The 17398-nt window shown below is 71.9% G+C and carries 20 protein-coding genes and 2 pseudogenes; 11 read left to right on the forward strand and 11 right to left on the reverse strand.

Features of this window, described 5'->3' with window-relative positions; all coding sequences use genetic code 11:
- Window positions 1-18: 18 nt before the first annotated feature.
- On the forward strand, window positions 19-669 hold the full coding sequence (locus ACZ63I_RS20045; protein ID WP_469340311.1) for a DUF1707 SHOCT-like domain-containing protein: 651 nt from the start codon (window positions 19-21) through the stop codon (window positions 667-669).
- Between the two features lie 43 nt (window positions 670-712).
- Here ACZ63I_RS20045 and ACZ63I_RS20050 read toward each other — a convergent pair whose 3' ends face one another.
- Window positions 713-1081 carry a hypothetical protein gene (locus ACZ63I_RS20050; protein WP_469340312.1) on the reverse strand — a complete coding sequence of 123 codons (369 nt, stop codon included), beginning with the start codon at window positions 1079-1081 and terminating at the stop codon, window positions 713-715.
- Window positions 1082-1833: 752 nt separating this feature from the next.
- Here ACZ63I_RS20050 and ACZ63I_RS20055 point away from each other — a divergent pair.
- Both ACZ63I_RS20055 and ACZ63I_RS20060 read left to right on the forward strand, forming a co-directional pair.
- A complete protein-coding gene (locus ACZ63I_RS20055; RefSeq protein WP_469340314.1) occupies window positions 1834-2859 on the forward strand; it encodes an MFS transporter in 1026 nt (341 codons plus the stop codon).
- 330 nt (window positions 2860-3189) lie between these two features.
- On the forward strand, window positions 3190-4023 hold the full coding sequence (locus ACZ63I_RS20060; RefSeq protein ID WP_469340315.1) for an aldo/keto reductase: 834 nt from the start codon (window positions 3190-3192) through the stop codon (window positions 4021-4023).
- 49 nt (window positions 4024-4072) lie between these two features.
- Here ACZ63I_RS20060 and ACZ63I_RS20065 read toward each other — a convergent pair whose 3' ends face one another.
- Window positions 4073-4357: a DUF6300 family protein gene (locus ACZ63I_RS20065; protein WP_469340316.1), complete on the reverse strand. Its 285-nt coding sequence runs from the start codon at window positions 4355-4357 to the stop codon at window positions 4073-4075.
- A 196-nt stretch (window positions 4358-4553) separates the two neighbouring features.
- Here ACZ63I_RS20065 and ACZ63I_RS20070 point away from each other — a divergent pair, with 196 nt between their 5' ends.
- Both ACZ63I_RS20070 and ACZ63I_RS20075 read left to right on the forward strand, forming a co-directional pair.
- Window positions 4554-4997: an SRPBCC family protein gene (locus tag ACZ63I_RS20070; protein ID WP_469340317.1), complete on the forward strand. Its 444-nt coding sequence runs from the start codon at window positions 4554-4556 to the stop codon at window positions 4995-4997.
- 118 nt (window positions 4998-5115) lie between these two features.
- Window positions 5116-5661, forward strand: coding sequence for a DoxX family protein (locus tag ACZ63I_RS20075; RefSeq protein ID WP_469340319.1), 546 nt, complete (start codon window positions 5116-5118; stop codon window positions 5659-5661).
- A gap of 32 nt (window positions 5662-5693) precedes the next feature.
- Here ACZ63I_RS20075 and ACZ63I_RS20080 read toward each other — a convergent pair whose 3' ends face one another.
- Window positions 5694-6008, reverse strand: coding sequence for an MmyB family transcriptional regulator (locus ACZ63I_RS20080; protein WP_469340320.1), 315 nt, complete (start codon window positions 6006-6008; stop codon window positions 5694-5696).
- Here ACZ63I_RS20080 and ACZ63I_RS20085 point away from each other — a divergent pair.
- Both ACZ63I_RS20085 and ACZ63I_RS20090 read left to right on the forward strand, forming a co-directional pair.
- Window positions 5979-6137 (forward strand): annotated as a pseudogene (locus tag ACZ63I_RS20085) (aldehyde dehydrogenase family protein); the annotation flags it as partial. The gene ACZ63I_RS20080 and the pseudogene ACZ63I_RS20085 overlap by 30 nt on opposite strands.
- Window positions 6138-6248: 111 nt before the next feature.
- Window positions 6249-6500 carry a DUF6480 family protein gene (locus ACZ63I_RS20090; RefSeq protein ID WP_469340321.1) on the forward strand — a complete coding sequence of 84 codons (252 nt, stop codon included), beginning with the start codon at window positions 6249-6251 and terminating at the stop codon, window positions 6498-6500.
- Between the two features lie 17 nt (window positions 6501-6517).
- On the opposite strand, the gene ACZ63I_RS20095 is transcribed toward ACZ63I_RS20090, so the two are convergent.
- Entirely contained in the window at window positions 6518-7507 is a 990-nt protein-coding gene (locus ACZ63I_RS20095) for an aldo/keto reductase (RefSeq protein ID WP_469340323.1), read from the reverse strand.
- Between the two features lie 170 nt (window positions 7508-7677).
- On the opposite strand from ACZ63I_RS20095, the gene uvrA reads away from it, so the two are divergent.
- Together uvrA and ACZ63I_RS20105 are read left to right on the forward strand one after the other, a co-directional pair.
- Window positions 7678-10179 (forward strand): excinuclease ABC subunit UvrA, encoded by a 2502-nt coding sequence (gene uvrA / locus ACZ63I_RS20100; RefSeq protein ID WP_469340324.1) that lies wholly within the window; start codon window positions 7678-7680, stop codon window positions 10177-10179.
- Between the two features lie 55 nt (window positions 10180-10234).
- Window positions 10235-11206 carry a CehA/McbA family metallohydrolase gene (locus ACZ63I_RS20105; protein WP_469340326.1) on the forward strand — a complete coding sequence of 324 codons (972 nt, stop codon included), beginning with the start codon at window positions 10235-10237 and terminating at the stop codon, window positions 11204-11206.
- A gap of 121 nt (window positions 11207-11327) precedes the next feature.
- On the opposite strand, the gene ACZ63I_RS20110 is transcribed toward ACZ63I_RS20105, so the two are convergent.
- The 5 genes and pseudogenes from ACZ63I_RS20110 to ACZ63I_RS20130 all read right to left on the reverse strand — a co-directional run bounded on the left by ACZ63I_RS20110 (window position 11328) and on the right by ACZ63I_RS20130 (window position 15447).
- Window positions 11328-12143 carry a MerR family transcriptional regulator gene (locus ACZ63I_RS20110; protein WP_469340328.1) on the reverse strand — a complete coding sequence of 272 codons (816 nt, stop codon included), beginning with the start codon at window positions 12141-12143 and terminating at the stop codon, window positions 11328-11330.
- A 59-nt stretch (window positions 12144-12202) separates the two neighbouring features.
- Entirely contained in the window at window positions 12203-12817 is a 615-nt protein-coding gene (locus ACZ63I_RS20115; RefSeq protein WP_469340329.1) for a dihydrofolate reductase family protein, read from the reverse strand.
- A gap of 103 nt (window positions 12818-12920) precedes the next feature.
- A pseudogene (locus tag ACZ63I_RS20120) lies at window positions 12921-13692 on the reverse strand (aminoglycoside phosphotransferase family protein); the annotation flags it as partial.
- A gap of 8 nt (window positions 13693-13700) precedes the next feature.
- Complete coding sequence (locus tag ACZ63I_RS20125) at window positions 13701-14537, reverse strand: endo alpha-1,4 polygalactosaminidase (protein ID WP_469340331.1); 837 nt, start codon at window positions 14535-14537, stop codon at window positions 13701-13703.
- A gap of 55 nt (window positions 14538-14592) precedes the next feature.
- Window positions 14593-15447, reverse strand: a complete 855-nt coding sequence (locus ACZ63I_RS20130; protein WP_469340333.1) for a helix-turn-helix transcriptional regulator — start codon at window positions 15445-15447, stop codon at window positions 14593-14595.
- A gap of 86 nt (window positions 15448-15533) precedes the next feature.
- Here ACZ63I_RS20130 and ACZ63I_RS20135 point away from each other — a divergent pair, with 86 nt between their 5' ends.
- Window positions 15534-16352, forward strand: coding sequence for an SDR family NAD(P)-dependent oxidoreductase (locus ACZ63I_RS20135; RefSeq protein ID WP_469340335.1), 819 nt, complete (start codon window positions 15534-15536; stop codon window positions 16350-16352).
- A 6-nt stretch (window positions 16353-16358) separates the two neighbouring features.
- On the opposite strand, the gene ACZ63I_RS20140 is transcribed toward ACZ63I_RS20135, so the two are convergent.
- Both ACZ63I_RS20140 and ACZ63I_RS20145 read right to left on the reverse strand, forming a co-directional pair.
- A complete protein-coding gene (locus ACZ63I_RS20140; protein WP_469340336.1) occupies window positions 16359-16619 on the reverse strand; it encodes a hypothetical protein in 261 nt (86 codons plus the stop codon).
- 104 nt (window positions 16620-16723) lie between these two features.
- Entirely contained in the window at window positions 16724-17077 is a 354-nt protein-coding gene (locus tag ACZ63I_RS20145) for a DUF2267 domain-containing protein (protein ID WP_469340338.1), read from the reverse strand.
- Here ACZ63I_RS20145 and ACZ63I_RS20150 point away from each other — a divergent pair.
- Window positions 17076-17342 carry a hypothetical protein gene (locus ACZ63I_RS20150; RefSeq protein WP_469340340.1) on the forward strand — a complete coding sequence of 89 codons (267 nt, stop codon included), beginning with the start codon at window positions 17076-17078 and terminating at the stop codon, window positions 17340-17342. The two genes, ACZ63I_RS20145 and ACZ63I_RS20150, sit on opposite strands and share 2 nt — an antisense overlap.
- Window positions 17343-17398 lie beyond the last annotated feature (56 nt).

A 17398-nucleotide genomic window follows, 5' to 3' on the forward strand; every position in this document is an offset into this window, starting at 1 on the left:
GACCCTTAAGGTGGAGCCATGTCTGGTGAACTGGTGCCCGGTCGTGGCGAACTGCGTGCTTCCCACGAGGACCGGGACCGGATCGTGGAGCGGCTGCGGGTCGCGGCGGGGGACGGCCGGCTCACCTCGGACGAGCTGGACCAGCGGCTCGACGTCGCCCTGACCGCCCGTACGCTCGGAGAGCTGGACGCGCTGGTCGTGGACCTGCCGGTGACCGGACCCGGCTCATGGGCCGGCGTGGCCGTGCCGCCCAAGGACCTCTCGCGGATCGAGGTCAACAGCAGCAGCGCGAAGCGGGTCGGCGTCTGGACCGTACCGCGGCGGTTGGAGATCCAGGTCAGGAGCGGCTCCGTCATGCTGGACCTCACCACGGCCGTCATCGCGCTGCCCACCCTGGAGATCGACGCCACGGTGCAGAGCGGTTCCGTGACGCTGGTGGTGCCCCCGGACGTGTTCGTGGACGTCGACGAGGTGGCGGTGAGGAGCGGGCACGTGAGCAACAAGGCATCGCTCGACGCCGCTCTGCCCGTACGGCTGCACGTGCGGGTGACCGGAAAGGTGGGCAGCGGCGCGCTGACCGTACGATCGCCCCGGCCGCCGCGCCGCGGCTTCTGGCAGTGGCTGCTGCGCCGGCCGCGACCGAGGCCGGCGCTGGAGACGAAGTACTGAGACCGGGCGCCCCGTCACCCGGCGGCGCCCCGCTCCCGCGCACTCATGCCGCGGGCCGGATGTCCGCGACGGGCGCGGACCGCGCCTTGGTGACGTGCTTGAGCTCCATCCGCGCCTCGCTGACACCTCCGTCGAGCGATGCCCAGTACGGGTGTGTCGTCACGGTCAGACACAGCTCGACCAGCCGCTCCCGTACCCGCGCCACCTCGGCCTTCTGCTGTTCGCTGTAGCCGGGGCTGTCCGGGAAGACGGCCCGGTAGTGGTCGCTGTAGAGCATCTTGTCGCCGGTCCAGCCCGGCGCCGGGTCCACGCTCCAGGGCAGTTCGTCGCAGAGCGCGCCGTAGGCCGCCACGGTCCGGTGCAGTTCCAGTTGGGCGTCCAGAAGGTCTTGGGGGAAGTCGTTCGTCGTCACCTGCTTATAGTACGTCTGTTCGAATTCGATTGGCGAGCCGCGACGCGCCGCCGATCGGGGGATCCGGAAGAAGTCGGGCCCGTGGAGGAACACGCGCGGGGGTCGCCGCGTTACAAGGAACGTGGCTGCGGAGGGGACAGTGTCCCCGGGCCTCACCTATCGCCCCTGGGGAAGATCGTTCGGCTGAAGCCCCAGGGAGCCTTCCCGCCGCGAGGCGACACCCCTCCGTGACCACATCCCCCTGTGCCGCCCCGGCTGGTCTCCCCCGTCCAGCCGGGGCTCTTTCGTGCCTCCGCCGAACCGGCGGCCCCGATCGGTCTGTCGACATCAAGTATCTTGACATCAACTTATCCCGCCCGGCAGACTCCCTAAAGTCTCTTGACGTCAAGAGACTTCACTGGGGGAGGGGCCTGCGATGCGTGGCACGGCGAGGAGTCGAACGGCTCGGGGGCGAACGGCTCGGAGGCGCGGCGACGGCGGTCCGGGTCTGCCGGCGCAGTTGCGCCGTCCGCCCGGCGGCCGTGACGCGCGGATCATGCTGCTGGCCCTGCTGCTGGACCGGGCAGGAACCGGTGTGTGGTCCGCGGTGTCCGTGCTGTACTTCACCTTCGTGGTGGGCCTGGACGCCACACACATCGGTCTGCTGCTGGGGGTCGCCGGGGCCGCCGGCATCGCCGGGTCGCCGATCGGCGACCCGGCTGGCAGGGCGCCACCGGCTGCGTACCCTGCTCATCGGATCCCATCTGCTCCGGATGGCGGCGGCCGGACTGCTGCTGGTCTGCGGCAGCCTCGCGACGCTGCTGCCCGTCGTCGCCGTCCTCTGCATCGCCGACCGGGCCGCCAAGACATGGGAAATGCTCTTCGCCACCAGGGCGGCGGGGGAGCGGCGCGCGACGTACCGGGCGCTCTCGCGCGTCACGATGAACGTCGGCTACGGGATCGGGGCGGGCATCGCGGCGCTCGGCGTCGCGATCGGCACCCACGGCGCTTACGGCGCACTGGTGGTGGGCAACGCGGCCTCGTTCCTCCTCGCCGCGCTGCTGGTCGGGCGCACCCGCGAAGTACCTGGCGGGCCGGCCGAGGCGGAGCGGCCCGCCGCCGCTACGGCCGGCCGGAAATCGGGCCCAACTCCCTGGCGCGACCGGGGATATCTGCGCTTCGTCCTGCTCGACACACCGCTCAACCTCGACGACACGATCCTCAACGTCGGTCTGCCGCTGTGGCTGGTGAACCACACCACGGCGCCGCACGCGGTCGTCCCGGCGTTCCTCATCATCAACACCGTGCTGGTCGTCGTCCTCCAGATGCCGGTTTCGGCGAGGATCGACAGCCCGCGCCGTGCGGCCTGGGCGGTGGCGGCGTACGGTCCGACGACGCTCGTCTGCTGCCTCCTCATCGCGCTGTCGCCGGCCGGTGGCGCGGTCACCTCCTCGATTCTGCTGCTCGGCGCGGCGGTTCTGGTGACCGGCGCCGAGCTGATGCGCTCGGTGAGTTCCTGGGAACTGGCGGTCTGCCTCGCGCCGAGCACCGCGCAGCCCGCCTACCTGGGCGTCGCGGGGATGTCCACGTCCGTGGCGAGGTCGGCCGGGCCCGTGCTGCTGACCGACGCGGTCATGGTGGCGGGACCGCTGGGCTGGCTCGGCCTCGGCGTGGCGCTGACCGCCCTGTCGGCCGTCCAACGCCGTTCCTCCCTGGGCCGGTTGGCGGAGATGGGAGCAACTGCCCAGCCCGTCGTGCCGACTTCGGCCGGGCCGACCCGGCGGCAGACGCCGGCCTGAACCAAGGAAGAGACCGAACCCACGCCCGGCCTAGGGCCTGTCTGACACATAGCGCCGTCCGCCCGCAGGGCGGGGCTTGCGGCGTCTGGTGCGTGCGATCGCAAGGCGGAGGGTGGTCCTCGTACTGGAGATACGCCGACGAGCCCGCCGAGCCGACAACGCGGCGAACGTGCGTGCCAGGCGTCGCAAGCCAGGCGGGATGTGTCAGACAGGCCCTAGGAGACCGCCAATCCGTCCCGTGCGGCCGGGGCGCCGTGCTGCGATCATGGTGTCCAGCCGATCGCGAACGCAGGTCGGGACAGCGCAAGCCGGCCTGAGAAGGGACAACCGATGACCGAGGCGCGGACCGTCACCCTCCCCTCCGGCGTGCCGGTGGCCGCCCTCGGGCAGGGCACCTGGCACATGGGGGACGACCCCGCACGCCGCTCCGAGGAGATCGCGGCGCTGCGGCGCGGCATCGACCTCGGGATGACCCTGATCGACACGGCGGAGATGTACGGGTCGGGCGCGGCCGAGGAACTGGTCGGCGAAGCGATCCGCGGCCGGCGGGACGAGGTCTTCCTCGTCAGCAAGGTGCTGCCGTCCCACGCCGACAGCACGGGCACGGCCGAGGCCTGCCGGGCCAGCCTGCGCCGCCTCGGCACCGACCGGATCGATCTCTATCTGCTGCACTGGCGGGGCGGCGTGCCGCTCCACGAGACCGTCGACGCGCTGGAATCGCTTGTCTCGGACGGCAGTATCGGCTCGTGGGGCGTGAGCAATTTCGACGTGTCCGACCTCGCCGACCTGCCCGCAGGCGCCCGCCCGCAGACCGATCAGGTGCTCTACAACCTCAGCCGGCGCGGCCCCGAGTACGACCTGCTGCCCCGCTGCCGCGAGCTGTCCGTGCCGGTCATGGCCTACTCACCCGTCGAGCAGGGCAGGCTGCTGGGACACCAGGCGCTGGCGGCCGTCGCCGACGCCCATGGCGCGTCCCCCGCCCAGGTGGCGCTCGCCTGGGTGCTGCGCGGGGACGACGTCATCGCCATCCCCAAGGCCGCCACCGCGGCCCATGTGGAGGAGAACCGCGCCGCGCTCGACCTCCGGCTCACCGAGGACGACCTCGGCGCGCTCGACGCCGCGTTCCCGCCGCCGCGCCGGAAGCAGCCGCTCGACATCCTGTGACGTCACCCGAACGGGCGATGCGGCAGATGTCAGGTCCGCCGCCCGGCGGTCAACCGCTCTGGAACTCCCAGCCGTGCGCGGCCATGCCTTCCTTCTGCCACTCGACCAGCAGTTCGGCGCCTTCCGCGACCCGGGACATGTCCTTGCCGCCCCCCGTGGCGAACCAGCGCAGCAGCGCGGCGGCTGCCGGTTTGTCGGTGTCGCACAGGGAGCAGAGTTCCAGGTGAATCGGCCGTCCCGCCACGTCCTCCTGCGGCATGACGATGCTGCTGATCAGCCCGCCGCCGCAGCGTGAACACGGGGGCAGACTGTCGGAAAGCTCGACACGAGTCACCAGTGGCTCCTACCAGTTGGGACCGCCATCCAAGGGCCGCCCCGCCGCCCGGGTCAACCCGTCGGACCGAACACGACCGGGACGGTGGGTTCCGAACGGGTGCGCGGATGCGGGGCGGTCCGGTGTCCGGAAGGCTGGGAGGGGCATACGACGCCGTGTCGTCGTGCCGGCGGCACGGACTCTTCGGGAGTAGATCATGGTCGAGGTCAGGCGTTCCTTCACGGTGCAGCTCCCGGTGGACGCGGTGGTGGAGTACCTGACGGACTTCTCCCGGGCCGTGGAGTGGGATCCGGGCACTCAGGAGTGCGTACGGACCGACGCGTCCACCGGGCCGGTGACCACGGGGTCGACGTGGCACAACGTCTCCGAGTTCCGCGGCAGGCGCACCGAGCTGACCTACCGGCTGGTCCGCAAGGAAGCGGACCGGCTGGTGTTCTCGGGGACGAACAAGACCGCCGAGTCGACCGACGACCTGTCGTTCGAGCCGGACGGCGGCGGCACGCGCATCACCTACCTCGCCACCATCCGCTTCAAGGGTCTCGCCCGGCTGGCCGACCCCTTCCTGCGGCGCGAGTTCGAGCGTCTCGGCGACGAGATCACGCACACCATGCCGAAAGCGATCCTCAGCCACCAGGCCTGAGCGCCGAGGCCCGGTCCGGCCCGGTCCGGCCCGGTCCGTTCTCAGGTGCGCGTACGGCGGGGTGGCGGCAGGCTGGGACATGGGGGTTTTCGCCCGTGTCTCTGGAAAGGGCCGCACCATGCTGTGGACTGATCGCAAGGATCTCGGACTGCTCGCCCTGCGGCTCGGGACCGGAGGCGTGCTCGGCGCACACGGCGCGCAGAAGCTGTTCGGCTGGTTCGGCGGTGCCGGTCTCGAAGGCACCGCCAAGAGCATGGAGAGCCTGGGCTTCACACCGGGGCGGCCGAGCGCGCTCGCCGCAGGACTCGGCGAGCTGGGCGGCGGCGCCCTGCTCGCGCTGGGCTTCGGCACCCCCGCGGCCGGCGCGGCGGCCGCGGGGGCCATGGCGGGAGCGGTCTCCGTGCACGCCCCCGCGGGCTTCTTCGCCCACGCCGGCGGCTACGAGTACCCGGCGTTCCTCGGCTTCGTCGCCGCCGGCCTGGGGCTCGCGGGACCGGGCAGGTACTCGCTGGACCACTACACCGGCCACACGCTGAACCGCCCGCTCGTCCTGGCCCTGGCCTTCACGGCCAGCGCGGCAGCCGCGACGGTCGTCGTCGCCCGCCGCGCGGCGCAGTCGGCGCCGGAGGCCGCGCCCGACGAGGAGATGCACATCAGCACCTGACCGGTACCCGACCCGCCGCAGGGGATGCCGGGTCAGCCGAGAAGCGCGAGCCGTTCGAGTCGCCGCCGGCTTTCGCTGCCCGGCTCGGCGGTGAAGACGGTCAGGAACTGCGACCGGTCCAGGTCCAGCAGGTGCTCGCCGCGCAGTTCGATGAGCCCGGCCCGCGGATGGTCGATCTGCTTCGCGTCGCAGTACGGGCCCGCCACCGGATGCTCGTCCCAGAGTGCGGCGAACTCCCCGCTCACCGCCCGCAGCGTATCGACCAGCGCGACGGCGGCGGGATCGCCGTCATGGCGGGTGCCGGCCGTGCGGAGCCGGCCGTCGTCCGGCGGTTGCGGGCGGGCCAAGTGGACATCAACGGCGCGGAGATGAACTTCCTCGCCCCGTTCGGCGGCTACAAGCAGTCAGGCAACGGCCGGGAGATGGGACGCTACGGCCTGGAGGAGTTCCTGGAGGTCAAGGCCATCATGCGGTGAGCCCGCCGCCGGGTGCGGCGGGGCGCCGTCCGCGAATCGCCGCACCGTCACAACGCCTGTAGCGTGGTGGGTGCGAGCATCCGGCCCTGTTCCGTACGGAAGGAGGCGGCGATGAGCGATCTCACGCGTGGTGCCGTCACACCGACTGCACGTGCCGTCACACCCGATGCCCCTCGTGTGCAGGACGAGCGGAAGGTCTCGCCCGGTGAGACACCACCGGGCGAGAGCAGCACCGGCTCGGAGACGGGACCCCCCATCGATCTGACCCGGGGATGGGGCACGTGGCCGCTCGTCGTCATCGGCATCATCGGAGCGGTGTTCGCCGCGTTCTTCCTGATGTACGCCATCCTGCTGGTCGTCTGACAGGCGGCCCACGCTCCCTAGCGCGCCGAGTCGAGCCGTTCCCGCTGTTCCGGGGTGAGTTCGAGGTCGACGGCCGCCAGGCTCTCGTCCAGTTGCGCGACCGTGGAAGCGCCGACCAGAGGGACGACGGGAATCTCCCCGCCGATGAGCCAGGCGAGCACCACCTGGTTGACGGTCGCCTCCGCCTCCTTCGCCACCTCGCGCAGGGCCGCGAGCCGCGCGGGGACGCTCCCGTGGTCGTGTCCCGCGTGCAGCGGCTTGTCCTCGCGGACATACGCGCCGCCCAGCAGCGGGGAGTACGCGACCAGCGCCAGCTCGTCGCTCTCGGCGCGCAGCAGACTCAGCAAGTTCCCCTCCACCGCGCCCGGTTCGCCGTCCCGCGACGTCTGGCTCGGCAGATCGGTGCGGTGGCGCAGATAGCTGTGCTGGTACTGCAGCAGCTCGAAGCCGGGCAGACCCGCCGCCTTCGCGATGTTCCTGGCCCGGTCCACCTTCCACGCCCAGTGGTTGGAGACGCCGAGCAGACCGACTGCCCCCTCGTTGACGAGAGCGCCGAACGCGCCCACCGTCTCGGCCAGTTCGACCTTCGGGTCCTCGATGTGCGCGTACAGCACGTCGAGTCTGTCGACCCCGAGCCGTTCCTTGCTGGCGGCCACCGCCGCCCGGATCGCCCCGGCGGACAGGCCCTCGGCGTTGTCGACGTGACCGGTGCCCTCGGCGAGCGGCGCCGCTCCCAGCTTCGTCGCGATCGCGACCTCCCCGGACACCCCACGGCTGCGCCGCCAGTTGCCGAGCACGGTCTCGCTCTCGCCGCCCCGACTGCCCTGGTGCCAGTACGCGTAGCAGTTGGCCGTGTCGATGAACGTGCCACCTGCCTCGACGTACCGGTCGAGGACGGCGAACGCCGTCTTCTCGTCGGTCGCGGTGCCGAACAGCATCGAGCCCAGGCTCAGCACACTGACCTCGCGGCGGGTCGCCGGATCGCTGCCGACGGTGCGGTACTTCATGCGTGTCACCCCTCCCGTACCCGGCGTCGTTCGCGCCGGGCCATACGGAGAAGCCTCGGTGTTGAAGTGCGCACGAAGTCAAGCGCCGGTCCTTCCCGGGCCTGCCGCGCCCAGATGCCGAAACGCGCCGCAGGGGTCACGCTGGAGGCTACGGGCAGGGAGGAGTCGCGATGGCCGAGGCGCCGGACCGCTTCGTACACGTCCGAGGAGCTGCCGAGCACAACCTGAAACACGTCGACGTGGACGTCCCCAGGGACGCGATGGTCGCCTTCACCGGCGTCTCGGGTTCCGGCAAGTCGTCCCTCGCCTTCGGCACGCTCTACGCCGAGGCCCAGCGCCGGTACTTCGAATCCGTCGCCCCCTACGCCCGCCGCCTGCTCCAGCAGGTCGGCGCACCCCACGTACAGGAGATCAGCGGGCTGCCGCCGGCCGTGGCATTGCAGCAGCGGCGCGGAGCGCCCAGCTCACGCTCGACGGTCGGCACCCTCACCACGCTCTCCAACCTGCTGCGGATGCTGTATTCGCGGGCCGGAACCTACCCGGAGGGGGCCGAGCGGCTGGAGGCTGAGGCGTTCTCGCCCAACACCGCGGCCGGCGCCTGCCCGCGCTGCCACGGACTCGGAGTCATCCACGACGTCGCCGAGGACCTGCTCGTCCCTGACCCGTCGCTGAGCATCCGGGACGGCGCGATCGCCGCCTGGCCCGGCGCCTGGCAGGGCGCCAATCTGCGCAGTGTGGTGAGCGGTCTCGGCATCGACATCGACAGGCCGTGGCGCAGACTCCGCAAGAAGGACCGGGACTGGCTGCTCTACACCGACGAACAGCCGTCGGTGTTCATCGAGCCGGAGCCCGAGCGCATCGACTACGGCTACCACGGAACGTTCTGGAGCGCCCGCAAGCACGTCATGCACGTCCTCGCCGACTCCACGAGCGAACGGATGCGGGAGCGGGCGCTGCGGTTCGTCCGGAGCGTGCCCTGCCCCGTGTGCCACGGCAGCGGCCTGCGGCCGGAGGCGCTTGCCGTGACCTTCGCCGGCTGCTCCATCGCCGAGATCAACGGCAAACCGCTCACGGAAGCCGCGGCACTGCTGAGGCCGGTGGCCGAGCTGTCGGAGGCCGCGCCCACCACGTCGACCGCCCGGTCGGGGGAGGCGACCGAGGTCGCCGTACGGATCTGCGCCGACCTCGTCGCACGGATCGACGTGCTGCTCGGCCTCGGTCTCGGCTACCTGAGCCTCGGGCGCAGCTCCACGACACTGTCGCCCGGCGAGGCGCAGCGGCTGCGGATAGCGACCCAACTGCGCTCGGGACTGTTCGGAGTCGTCTACGTCCTCGACGAGCCCTCCGCCGGGCTGCACCCGGCGGACGCGGAGCCGCTGATGGACGTACTGGACCGGCTCAAGGCGGCCGGGAACTCGCTGTTCGTCGTGGAGCACGACATGGACGTCGTACGGCGGGCGGACTGGGTGGTCGACATCGGGCCGGGAGCGGGGGAGGACGGCGGGAGCGTGCTGTACTCCGGTCCGGTACCCGGCCTTGAGCAGGTCGAGGAGTCCGCCACGGGCGCGTACCTGTCCGGACGGGCGCGGCGGCTCGACCACCGCCCCCGGACGGCACAGGAGTGGCTGAGCCTGCGCGGAGTCTCCCGGCACAATCTGCGGGACGTGTCCGTCGACATACCGCTGGGTGTGCTGACGGCGGTGACCGGTGTGTCCGGCTCGGGCAAGTCCACCCTGGTCACGCAGGTGCTCGGAGAGGCCGTCCGCAGTCACCTCGGACTGGCGCCCGAAGACCCCGCCGACCTCTCCGATCCTGCCGATCCCGGCGGCTCGGACGGCTCCGACCCTGCGGTCGGCGTCCGGGACGCGACAGGGCTCGACTCGTTCGACCGGCTGGTCCGGGTCGACCAGCGCCCCATCGGCCGCACCCCGCGCTCCAACCTGGCCACGTACACAGGGATGTTCGACGCGGTGCGCAAGGTGTACGCGGCGACCGACGAGTCGAAGGCGCGCGGATACACGGCCGGACGGTTCTCCTTCAACGTCCCCGAAGGCCGCTGCGAGACCTGCCAGGGCGAAGGGTTCGTCACCGTCGAACTGCTCTTCCTGCCGGGGACGTACGCGCCCTGCCCCACCTGCCACGGCGCCCGGTACAACGCCGAGACACTCGAAGTCACCTACCGCGGGCGGAACATCGCCGACGTACTGGCGATGCCCGTCGACGAAGCGGCCACGTTCCTCGCCGACATCCCGGCCGCCGCCAGGAGCCTGGAGACGCTACGCGAAGTGGGCCTGGGCTACCTGCGGTTGGGCCAGCCGGCCACGGAACTCAGCGGCGGCGAGGCCCAGCGCATCAAACTGGCCACCGAATTGCAGCGCGCCCGCCGCGGCCACGCGCTCTACCTGCTGGACGAACCGACAGCGGGGCTGCACCCGGCAGACATCACCCTGCTGCTGCGCCAGCTCCACCGGCTCGTCGACGCGGGCAACACCGTCGTCCTGGTCGAGCACGACCTGGACACCATCGCCACGGCCGACCACGTCATCGACCTGGGCCCGGCTGGCGGTGACGCGGGCGGCCGGGTGATCGCCACCGGCACCCCCGCCGAGGTCGCCCGGTCGAAGAGCAGCCTCACAGCCCCGTACCTGGCGGCGCGACTGGCACCGACCTGACCACCGCGGGCGACCTGACCACCGCCGGCGGCCGACGGGCGGATACGCTCACGCGATGGGGGATACGGCGCCGGGTCGGTCGAACCAGGGGCGCGGTTGGTACCGAGGTGACTGCCACGTCCATTCGATCCACTCCGACGGCGAACTGACGCCGGACAGGCTGACGGCCGGCGCTCGTTCGGCCGGGCTGGACTTCCTCGCGACCACCGACCACAACACCGCCGACGCGCACGGCTCCTGGGGGCGGAGCGATCTGCTGGTGATCCTGGGCGAGGAGGTCACCACCAGGACCGGGCACTGGCTCGCGCTCGGACTTCCCCCGGGGCAGGTGGTCGACTGGCGGTACGGCGTCGGGGACGGCGCGGTCGAGGGGCACATGGCGGCGGTCCGGCGGGCCGGTGGGCTGTGCGTGGCGGCTCATCCGCACGCCCCGTACCCCTCGGGCACGTTCATGTACCCGTTCGAGGGCTTCGACGCCGTCGAGGTGTGGAACGGGCCGTGGGACTCCGACGCGCCCTGGCAGGCGGACAACGACGCGGCTCTCGCCGAGTGGGGCCGGGGCCTGGCGGCGGACATCCGCCGAGGGTGGTGGCGCCCGGCGATGGGCAGCAGCGACACGCATCTGGCGGGCCAGATCGGTATCCCGCACACCGTCGTACTGGCCGACGAGTTGAGCACCGGCGCGGTCCTCGCCGGTATCCGCGCCGGCCGTAGCTGGATCGCCGCCTCCGCCGCCGTCGAGCTGTCGTTCAGGGTCTTCGCGGGCGGTCGCAGCGCCGGTGTCGGCGATCGGCTGCGGACCGGGGGCGAGCCGGCCGTGTGCCGCGTGGACGTCCAGGGGGTGCCGTCCGGCACGGTCAGCTTCCACACGGAGGAAGGGACCGCGCGCCGCGCCGCGCTGCCGGCCGACGGATCAGGCACCGTCGAGTGGCGGACGGGCGGTGCGGAGGCGGGGTTCGTCCGTGTCGAGGTCCGGGACGCGGACGGCGGCATGGCGGCGCTCAGCAACCTCGTCGTCCTGACCTGAGCCGGGCGCGCCGGGAGCACGGCCACGGCCACGGACGCCGTGCCGTAGCCGTGCTCCCGGGACCGGGACTGGGACCGGGACTGGAACCGGGACTGCAACCGGAACCGGGACCGGGATACAGCTACGGCTCGGTGACCACCGGCTCCTGGAGTTCCGTCACCCAGTCGTCCCGGTTCTCCGGGCACTCCAGGTTGATCTCCCGGGGATAGCCCGCCGAGCGGTACCCGTTGGCGTCGATCCAGCGGGCCAGGGTCTGCACGGTCGGCAGGACGCTCTCCATCGAGCCGCGGTGGACGATGGTCGCCGCGTGCTCCACCGGCGGCAGATCCACGACCCGCAGCCCGTCGTCGTCCCCCAGAGGCGCCGCGACCTCGACACCGGCATGGACGAGGATCCCGCCGTCGGGGGCGTCCTCGTAGTACGCGACACCCGGGCCTGTCGGGGCGATCCCCGCGGCGGACAGGCGGTCCAGCAACTCCTCGTAGAGCGGCCGGATGACCGGGCCGATGGTGTCGAAATCCGGTGCCACCCCGGTCAGTTCGGCCACCCGTACGGACGGAAGGCTTTTCAGTACGGCGTCGTCGCTGGGCATGTGCCCCTCGCTCTCGATCGACCGGAGCCTCGCCTCGACCTGCCCGAGCCTGGCCGCCGCCGCCGTCATGGACGCGGCCAGTTCCGTGCGCCGCAGCCGGAGCATGGCACGCAGTTCCTCCGTGCTCACCTTCTCGTCCAGGATCTCCCGGACCTGTTGCAGGGTGAAGCCGAGATCCTTGAGCGCGATGACGCGGTTGAGGCGGGCCAGTTGCGCGGCCGTGTAGTACCGGTAGCCGGTGGCGGGGTCGACAAGGGCCGGCCTGAGCAGTCCGGTCGCGTCGTAGTGACGCAGCATCCGGACCGAAACACGGCCGTGCCGGGCGAAGTCTCCGATGGTGAACATGATGTCTCCGAGTTGACCGCCTGACACGGTGTGAGGGTCAAGAGGACCCCGCGGCGCGGCTACGCGGCGCCCCCGTACGTCCCGTAATCCGGAAGTCCCGTCCACTCGTAGGCGTACACCGCGATGCCGCTCGGCGTCGTCTCGCTGCTCAGCAGCCGCAGCCCGGCCGGGGTGCCCCCGTCAGGGAACAGCCGCCGCCCGCTGCCCACCACCGGGGCGACCGCGAGCCGCACCTCGTCGACCAGCCCTGCGGCCAGCAGCGACTGGCCGAGCCGGGCGCTGCCGTGGATCTGCAGCTCGCGGCCCGGCTGCCGCTTCAGCTCGGCGACCTGGGCGGTGAGGTCACCTGACAGGACCGTGGTCGGGTCCCAGGTGGCCGCGGCCTCGGTCAGGGTCCGGGAGGCGACGTACTTGGGCGAGCCGTTCAGCACGCGGGCGTTCGGATGGTCGGTCATCTGCGGCCAGTCCCGGGCGAAGCTCTCGTACGTACGGCGGCCGAACAGGAACGCGTCCGCCTCGCCGAGCCAGGCTGTGGTGAGCCGGTCGAATGCCTCGTCCAGATGCGGTACGAACCAGCCGCCCCGCGTGAACCCGTCGCTGGTGTCCTCGTCGGGGGACCCGGGCCCCTGGGAGACACCGTCCAGCGACAGGAACTCCTGCAGCACCAACCTCATCGCGCACCACTCCTCATCTCATGCGAAGTCTGGAAGACGTCCGAAAGCCGGGGACCCGACCGTCCCCGCTGTTCAGACCCCCCGGCCTACCAGGACTCATCGGTCAACCGCCGACGACTTCCCGCACGACATGCCGCGCGATGCCCGCCATGACCGGGTTGGTCTCCCGGTAGGCGCGCAGCTCGTCCAGCGCGATCGACAGAGCCCAGCCGCGCCCCCGCGCCCACGCGTCGTCGTCGACGTCCAGCGCGCTGCGAAAGACCCCGCGCGCCTCGGCCGGGAGCAGGTACCACGCCGGGATCAGGTCGACGGCGGGATCGCCCAGGCCCACGCAGCCGAAGTCGATCACGGCGCTGAGCCGGTCATGGGTGAGCAGCAGATTCCCCGGCTGGAGGTCGCCGTGGATCCAGACCGCGGAGCCGGGGCGCGCGGCGCCGCGCAGGGCCGCGGTCCAGATTGCGGTCGCCGCGGCACCGTCCACGATCCCCCGCAGCGCCTCGATCGCGCCGCGCGTGCCCGTGTCACGCGACGGCAGTGGCTCGCTGCGGTACGAGGGCGGCCCGTCGGGCAGCTCGGTCCGCCGCAACGCGGCCACGAACGCCGCCAGATCCCCGGCCAGCAGGCCGGGCTCGGCGATCCGCGCGACGACCGGATTGGCGCCTGCCAGCCAGCGGTAGACCGACCAGGGCCAGGGGCAGCCCTCGGCGGGCATGCCCTTGCCCAGCGGCGCGGGGATGGGAACGGGAAGCCGCGGTGCGAGCAGCGGCAGCCAGCGGTGCTCCTTCTCGACGTCGGCGGCGGCCCCCCGCGACGAGCGGGATCCGTACGACCATGTCCTCGCCGAGCCGGTACATGGCATTGGCCGTACCGGCGGACTCGGCGGTCAGCAGGACCGGTAGACGTACCCGTCACTGCCTGCGGGGCGTACGTCGCGGTCGCGCAGCGTGAGGGAGAGCGTCTTCCCCCACTTTCGGCAGGCGGCGGCGAAGTCCTTCTCCACATACTCGATGTCGAAGATCCGGCCGCCGTAGGCAGCACCGAACTCGGCGCACTCGTCGTAGTGCGCGCACTCCTCGACGACGGCGAAGTCGAAGCCGATGCGCGCGCGTTGGGGGAGCAGGTCGGCGGTGTTCTTCTGGGCGACGGCCAACTGCCGTTGGTGCGCGCGGGCGGTCAGCAGCCGGGCGAAGGCGGCCGCGTCGGCGCGGGTGAGTTCGCCGTCGGACCGCTCGTAGGAATCGAGGTTGTCCGGCTCCACCGCGTCGAAGTGCGCTGCGGCGCAGCCGTCGATCCACGGGCCGACGATGTCCATCAGTGCCTCGCGGTTGGCCGCTGTGGAGATGTCGAGCAGGGGCTCGGCCCAGTCCTCGTCGACGACCGGTTCGCCGTCGGAGTCCTTCAGCAGCAGATCAGGGTGGTGCTTGCGCCACCACGTGACCGCCGCACCGGGCTGCGTCTGGAAGGCGTTGACGTAGCAGATGCTGTACAGGCCCTTCGCTGGCCGCGCCGCACGGTCGCGGGAGACGACCCGGGCCGGTGCGGGAGGCGGATACGCGCCGCCGAGCTGGTAGTCGAAAGCGGCGTTCACGGGCGGTGGCCGTACGCCCGTCGGGACACCCGCGCCGGGTTCCCGCCGGGGCCCCGCCGTCCCGCAAGCGGTGGTGAAAGCCAAGGTCAGGACGGCGACGACAAGGGCGGCACGGGAAGAGACAGGGAGCACGCAAGCACCCTACGGGCCGGGCTCCCGGCGACAGGACACCGGGGACCCGGTCGGCTCACCCCTGCCGCACGTCCATGTTCTGCGTACCGATGACCGACAGCAGCCGCAGCGCCTCCTCCGACGGCGACCCCGGGACGGCGGTGTAGATCACGACCCGCTGGTCCCGGTCGGTGATGTCCAGGACGTCGCAGTTGACGGTGACCGGGCCGACCACCCGATGCTGGAACGTCTTGGACAGCGTGGGCCCGGCACTCACGTCGTGGGACTCCCACAGCCGGCGGAACTCCTCGCTCCCGGCCAGCAGGTCCGCCACCAACTCGGCGATCTCGGGATCGTCGGGATAGCGGGCGGCGGTGGCGCGCAGGTCCCGCGCCGCATGGCGGCCGAACCGGTCCGCGTCCGACACGCCGAACAACCGCTGTCCTCCCGGGTGCGGCCCGAGGAAGGTACGGCGCACCAGATTGCGCTCGCGCCGCGACCGGGCCGAGAAGTCCTCCATGAGCGCGGCCGCCAGATCGTTCCAGGCGATCACCTCGTTCATCGCCGACGTCACGAAAGCGGCCGACTGCGGCAGCCTGTCCAGCAGATCGAGAATGCTCTGCCGCACCTCGCGCGGCGGTCCGGGCGGCGGGGCCACCGGCGCGCCCGCGAGGTGGTGGAGATGGACGCGCTCGGCGTCCGAGAGGCGCAGGGCTCTGGCAAGACCCGCCAGCACCTCACGCGACGGGCGCGGGCCGCGGGCCTGCTCCAGCCGCGTGTAGTACTCGTTCGAGATGTACGCGAGCTGCGCCGCCTCCTCGCGGCGCAGCCCCGGGGTGCGGCGGCGCGGCCCGGCGGGCAGTCCCACCTCGGCGGGGCTGATCCGCTCGCGCCTGCTGCGCAGGAAGGCCGCCAGCTCTTTTCTGTCCACGTGTCCAGTGTGCTCAGATGCCGCGTATCTATCCAGGTACCGCCGGTGCCTGGATGGCATCGGCGGATCGGCGCAGGCTCGATGCCATGGACAACACACCGACGACACCCAGCACACTCACCACTTCCGCTCCCGCCGCCTCGGCCCAGGGCCTGCTGGCCGGCAAGGTCGCCTTCGTCACGGGCGCCGGCCGGGGGATCGGAGCCGCCGCCGCGCGGCTGTTCGCCCAGGAGGGCGCGCGGGTGCTGCTCGCCGCCCGTACCGAGGCGGAGCTGAAGGAAGTGACCGACGAGATCAGGGCGGCGGGCGGCGTCGCGGACTACGTCGTGTGCGACCTGGCCGACCCCGCCAGTGTGCGGGCCGCGGTCGACCGCGCGGTGGAGCTGTACGGCCGGCTCGACGTCGCCTTCAACAACGGCGCGACGAACACCCCGCCCGCTCCGGTGGACGAGGTGACGGAGTCCGACTTCGACCATCTCTACGCCGTGAACCTCAAGGGCCCGTGGCTGGCCATGTCGGCGGAGGTCGCCGCCATCCGCGCGACCGCGGGCACGGGTGCGATCGTCAACAATTCCAGCATCGGCAGTCTGCGGAGCAACCCCGCACTGCCCGCGTACGGCGCGATGAAGCGAGCGGTCAACAGCCTCACCGAGTCGGCCGCCGTCACGTACGGCCCCGAGGGAATCCGCGTCAACGCGATCACTCCCGGCGGAACCCTGACCGACATGATCCGCACCTGGGAGACGCACACCCCCGGGCTGGTCGACGGGATCGTGGCGCGGACCCCGCTGCGCCGCGCCGCCGACCCCGCGGAGATCGCCGAGGCCGCCGCCTGGCTGCTCAGCGATCGCGCCTCCTTCGTGACGGGCGCGATCCTCAAGGTCGACGGCGGCGCCGGGGCCTGAGCCGACTCAGACGTCCACCGGGTGGCCGCCGTCGCCTTCGACGACGACCCGCTCCTCGCCGTTCTCCTCGGCCCGTTCGACCACGGTGACATCGACTTCTCCGTCACCGGTGGTGTCGAACTGGTAGAGGTCGGCCTTCCCGTCACCCGTCGTGTCGGTCATCCAGACGTCCGTCTTGCCGTCGCCGTTGGCGTCGGCCGCGAGAACGACGTGGTGCTCCTCGCCCTGGGTCTCCACTACCTCTTCAACCGCTTCGTTTCTGTCCATGGCGGCCGGTTGCCCCGCGCGCCCGGTTCAAAACTCCGCCGGGGCCGACGGCGTCCGGTGCAGGCCGGGCGGCAGGGCCGGGCCGCAGGGCCGAGCGGCAACTGTCAGGCGGGCTGTATGAGTTCGGCGCGGCCGAAGAGGAGCGCGTAGCCGGAGGGCAGCCGGGCGATGAGGCGGTCGAGGACGTCGTCCCCGACGAGCCGGGCCACCTGGACGAGGACGGTGCCGGCGTCCCAGCGCGCGGTGGCGTTGGTTCCGCCGGTACGGGCGGCGATCCGGCTGACGAGGTCCCGCGCCGGGACGGCTTCGCCGCAGGGGGCCTCGGCCGTGAGCGCGCCGGCCGCTTCGGCGGGCAGCCGGGTCACGAGGTCGAGCCGCTCCTGACCGGTGAGCTGCTGCCCGAGCACGCTCAGTACGGTGCGTACCGTCGCCTCGGCCCGCTCGCGGGTCGGGTACATGCCCTCGTATCTCACTCGTTCCAGCATCTGGTCGTATCTCAGGGCCGTCGCCGCCGAAGAGGGCGCGGGGACCGCCGCTGACGGAGCCGCCGAGCCGGACGGAGCCGAGGGGACCACCGAGGCGGCCGGGACCACCGAGGCGGCCGGGACCACCGAGGCCGGGGCCGCCATCGGCTTCGACGGACGCCGGATGACCGCGTTCTCCAGCCCCGTAGGCAGCGGTGCGCCGACCGCTACCGGATCGGCGGCCTTGTCCGGGCACTGAGAAACCGACATGAGATCACCTTCTCCTTCGGAAAATGCCAAAGCGCACGGCTTGTG

It is taken from the genome of Streptomyces sp. NPDC087906 (genome assembly GCF_055584925.1).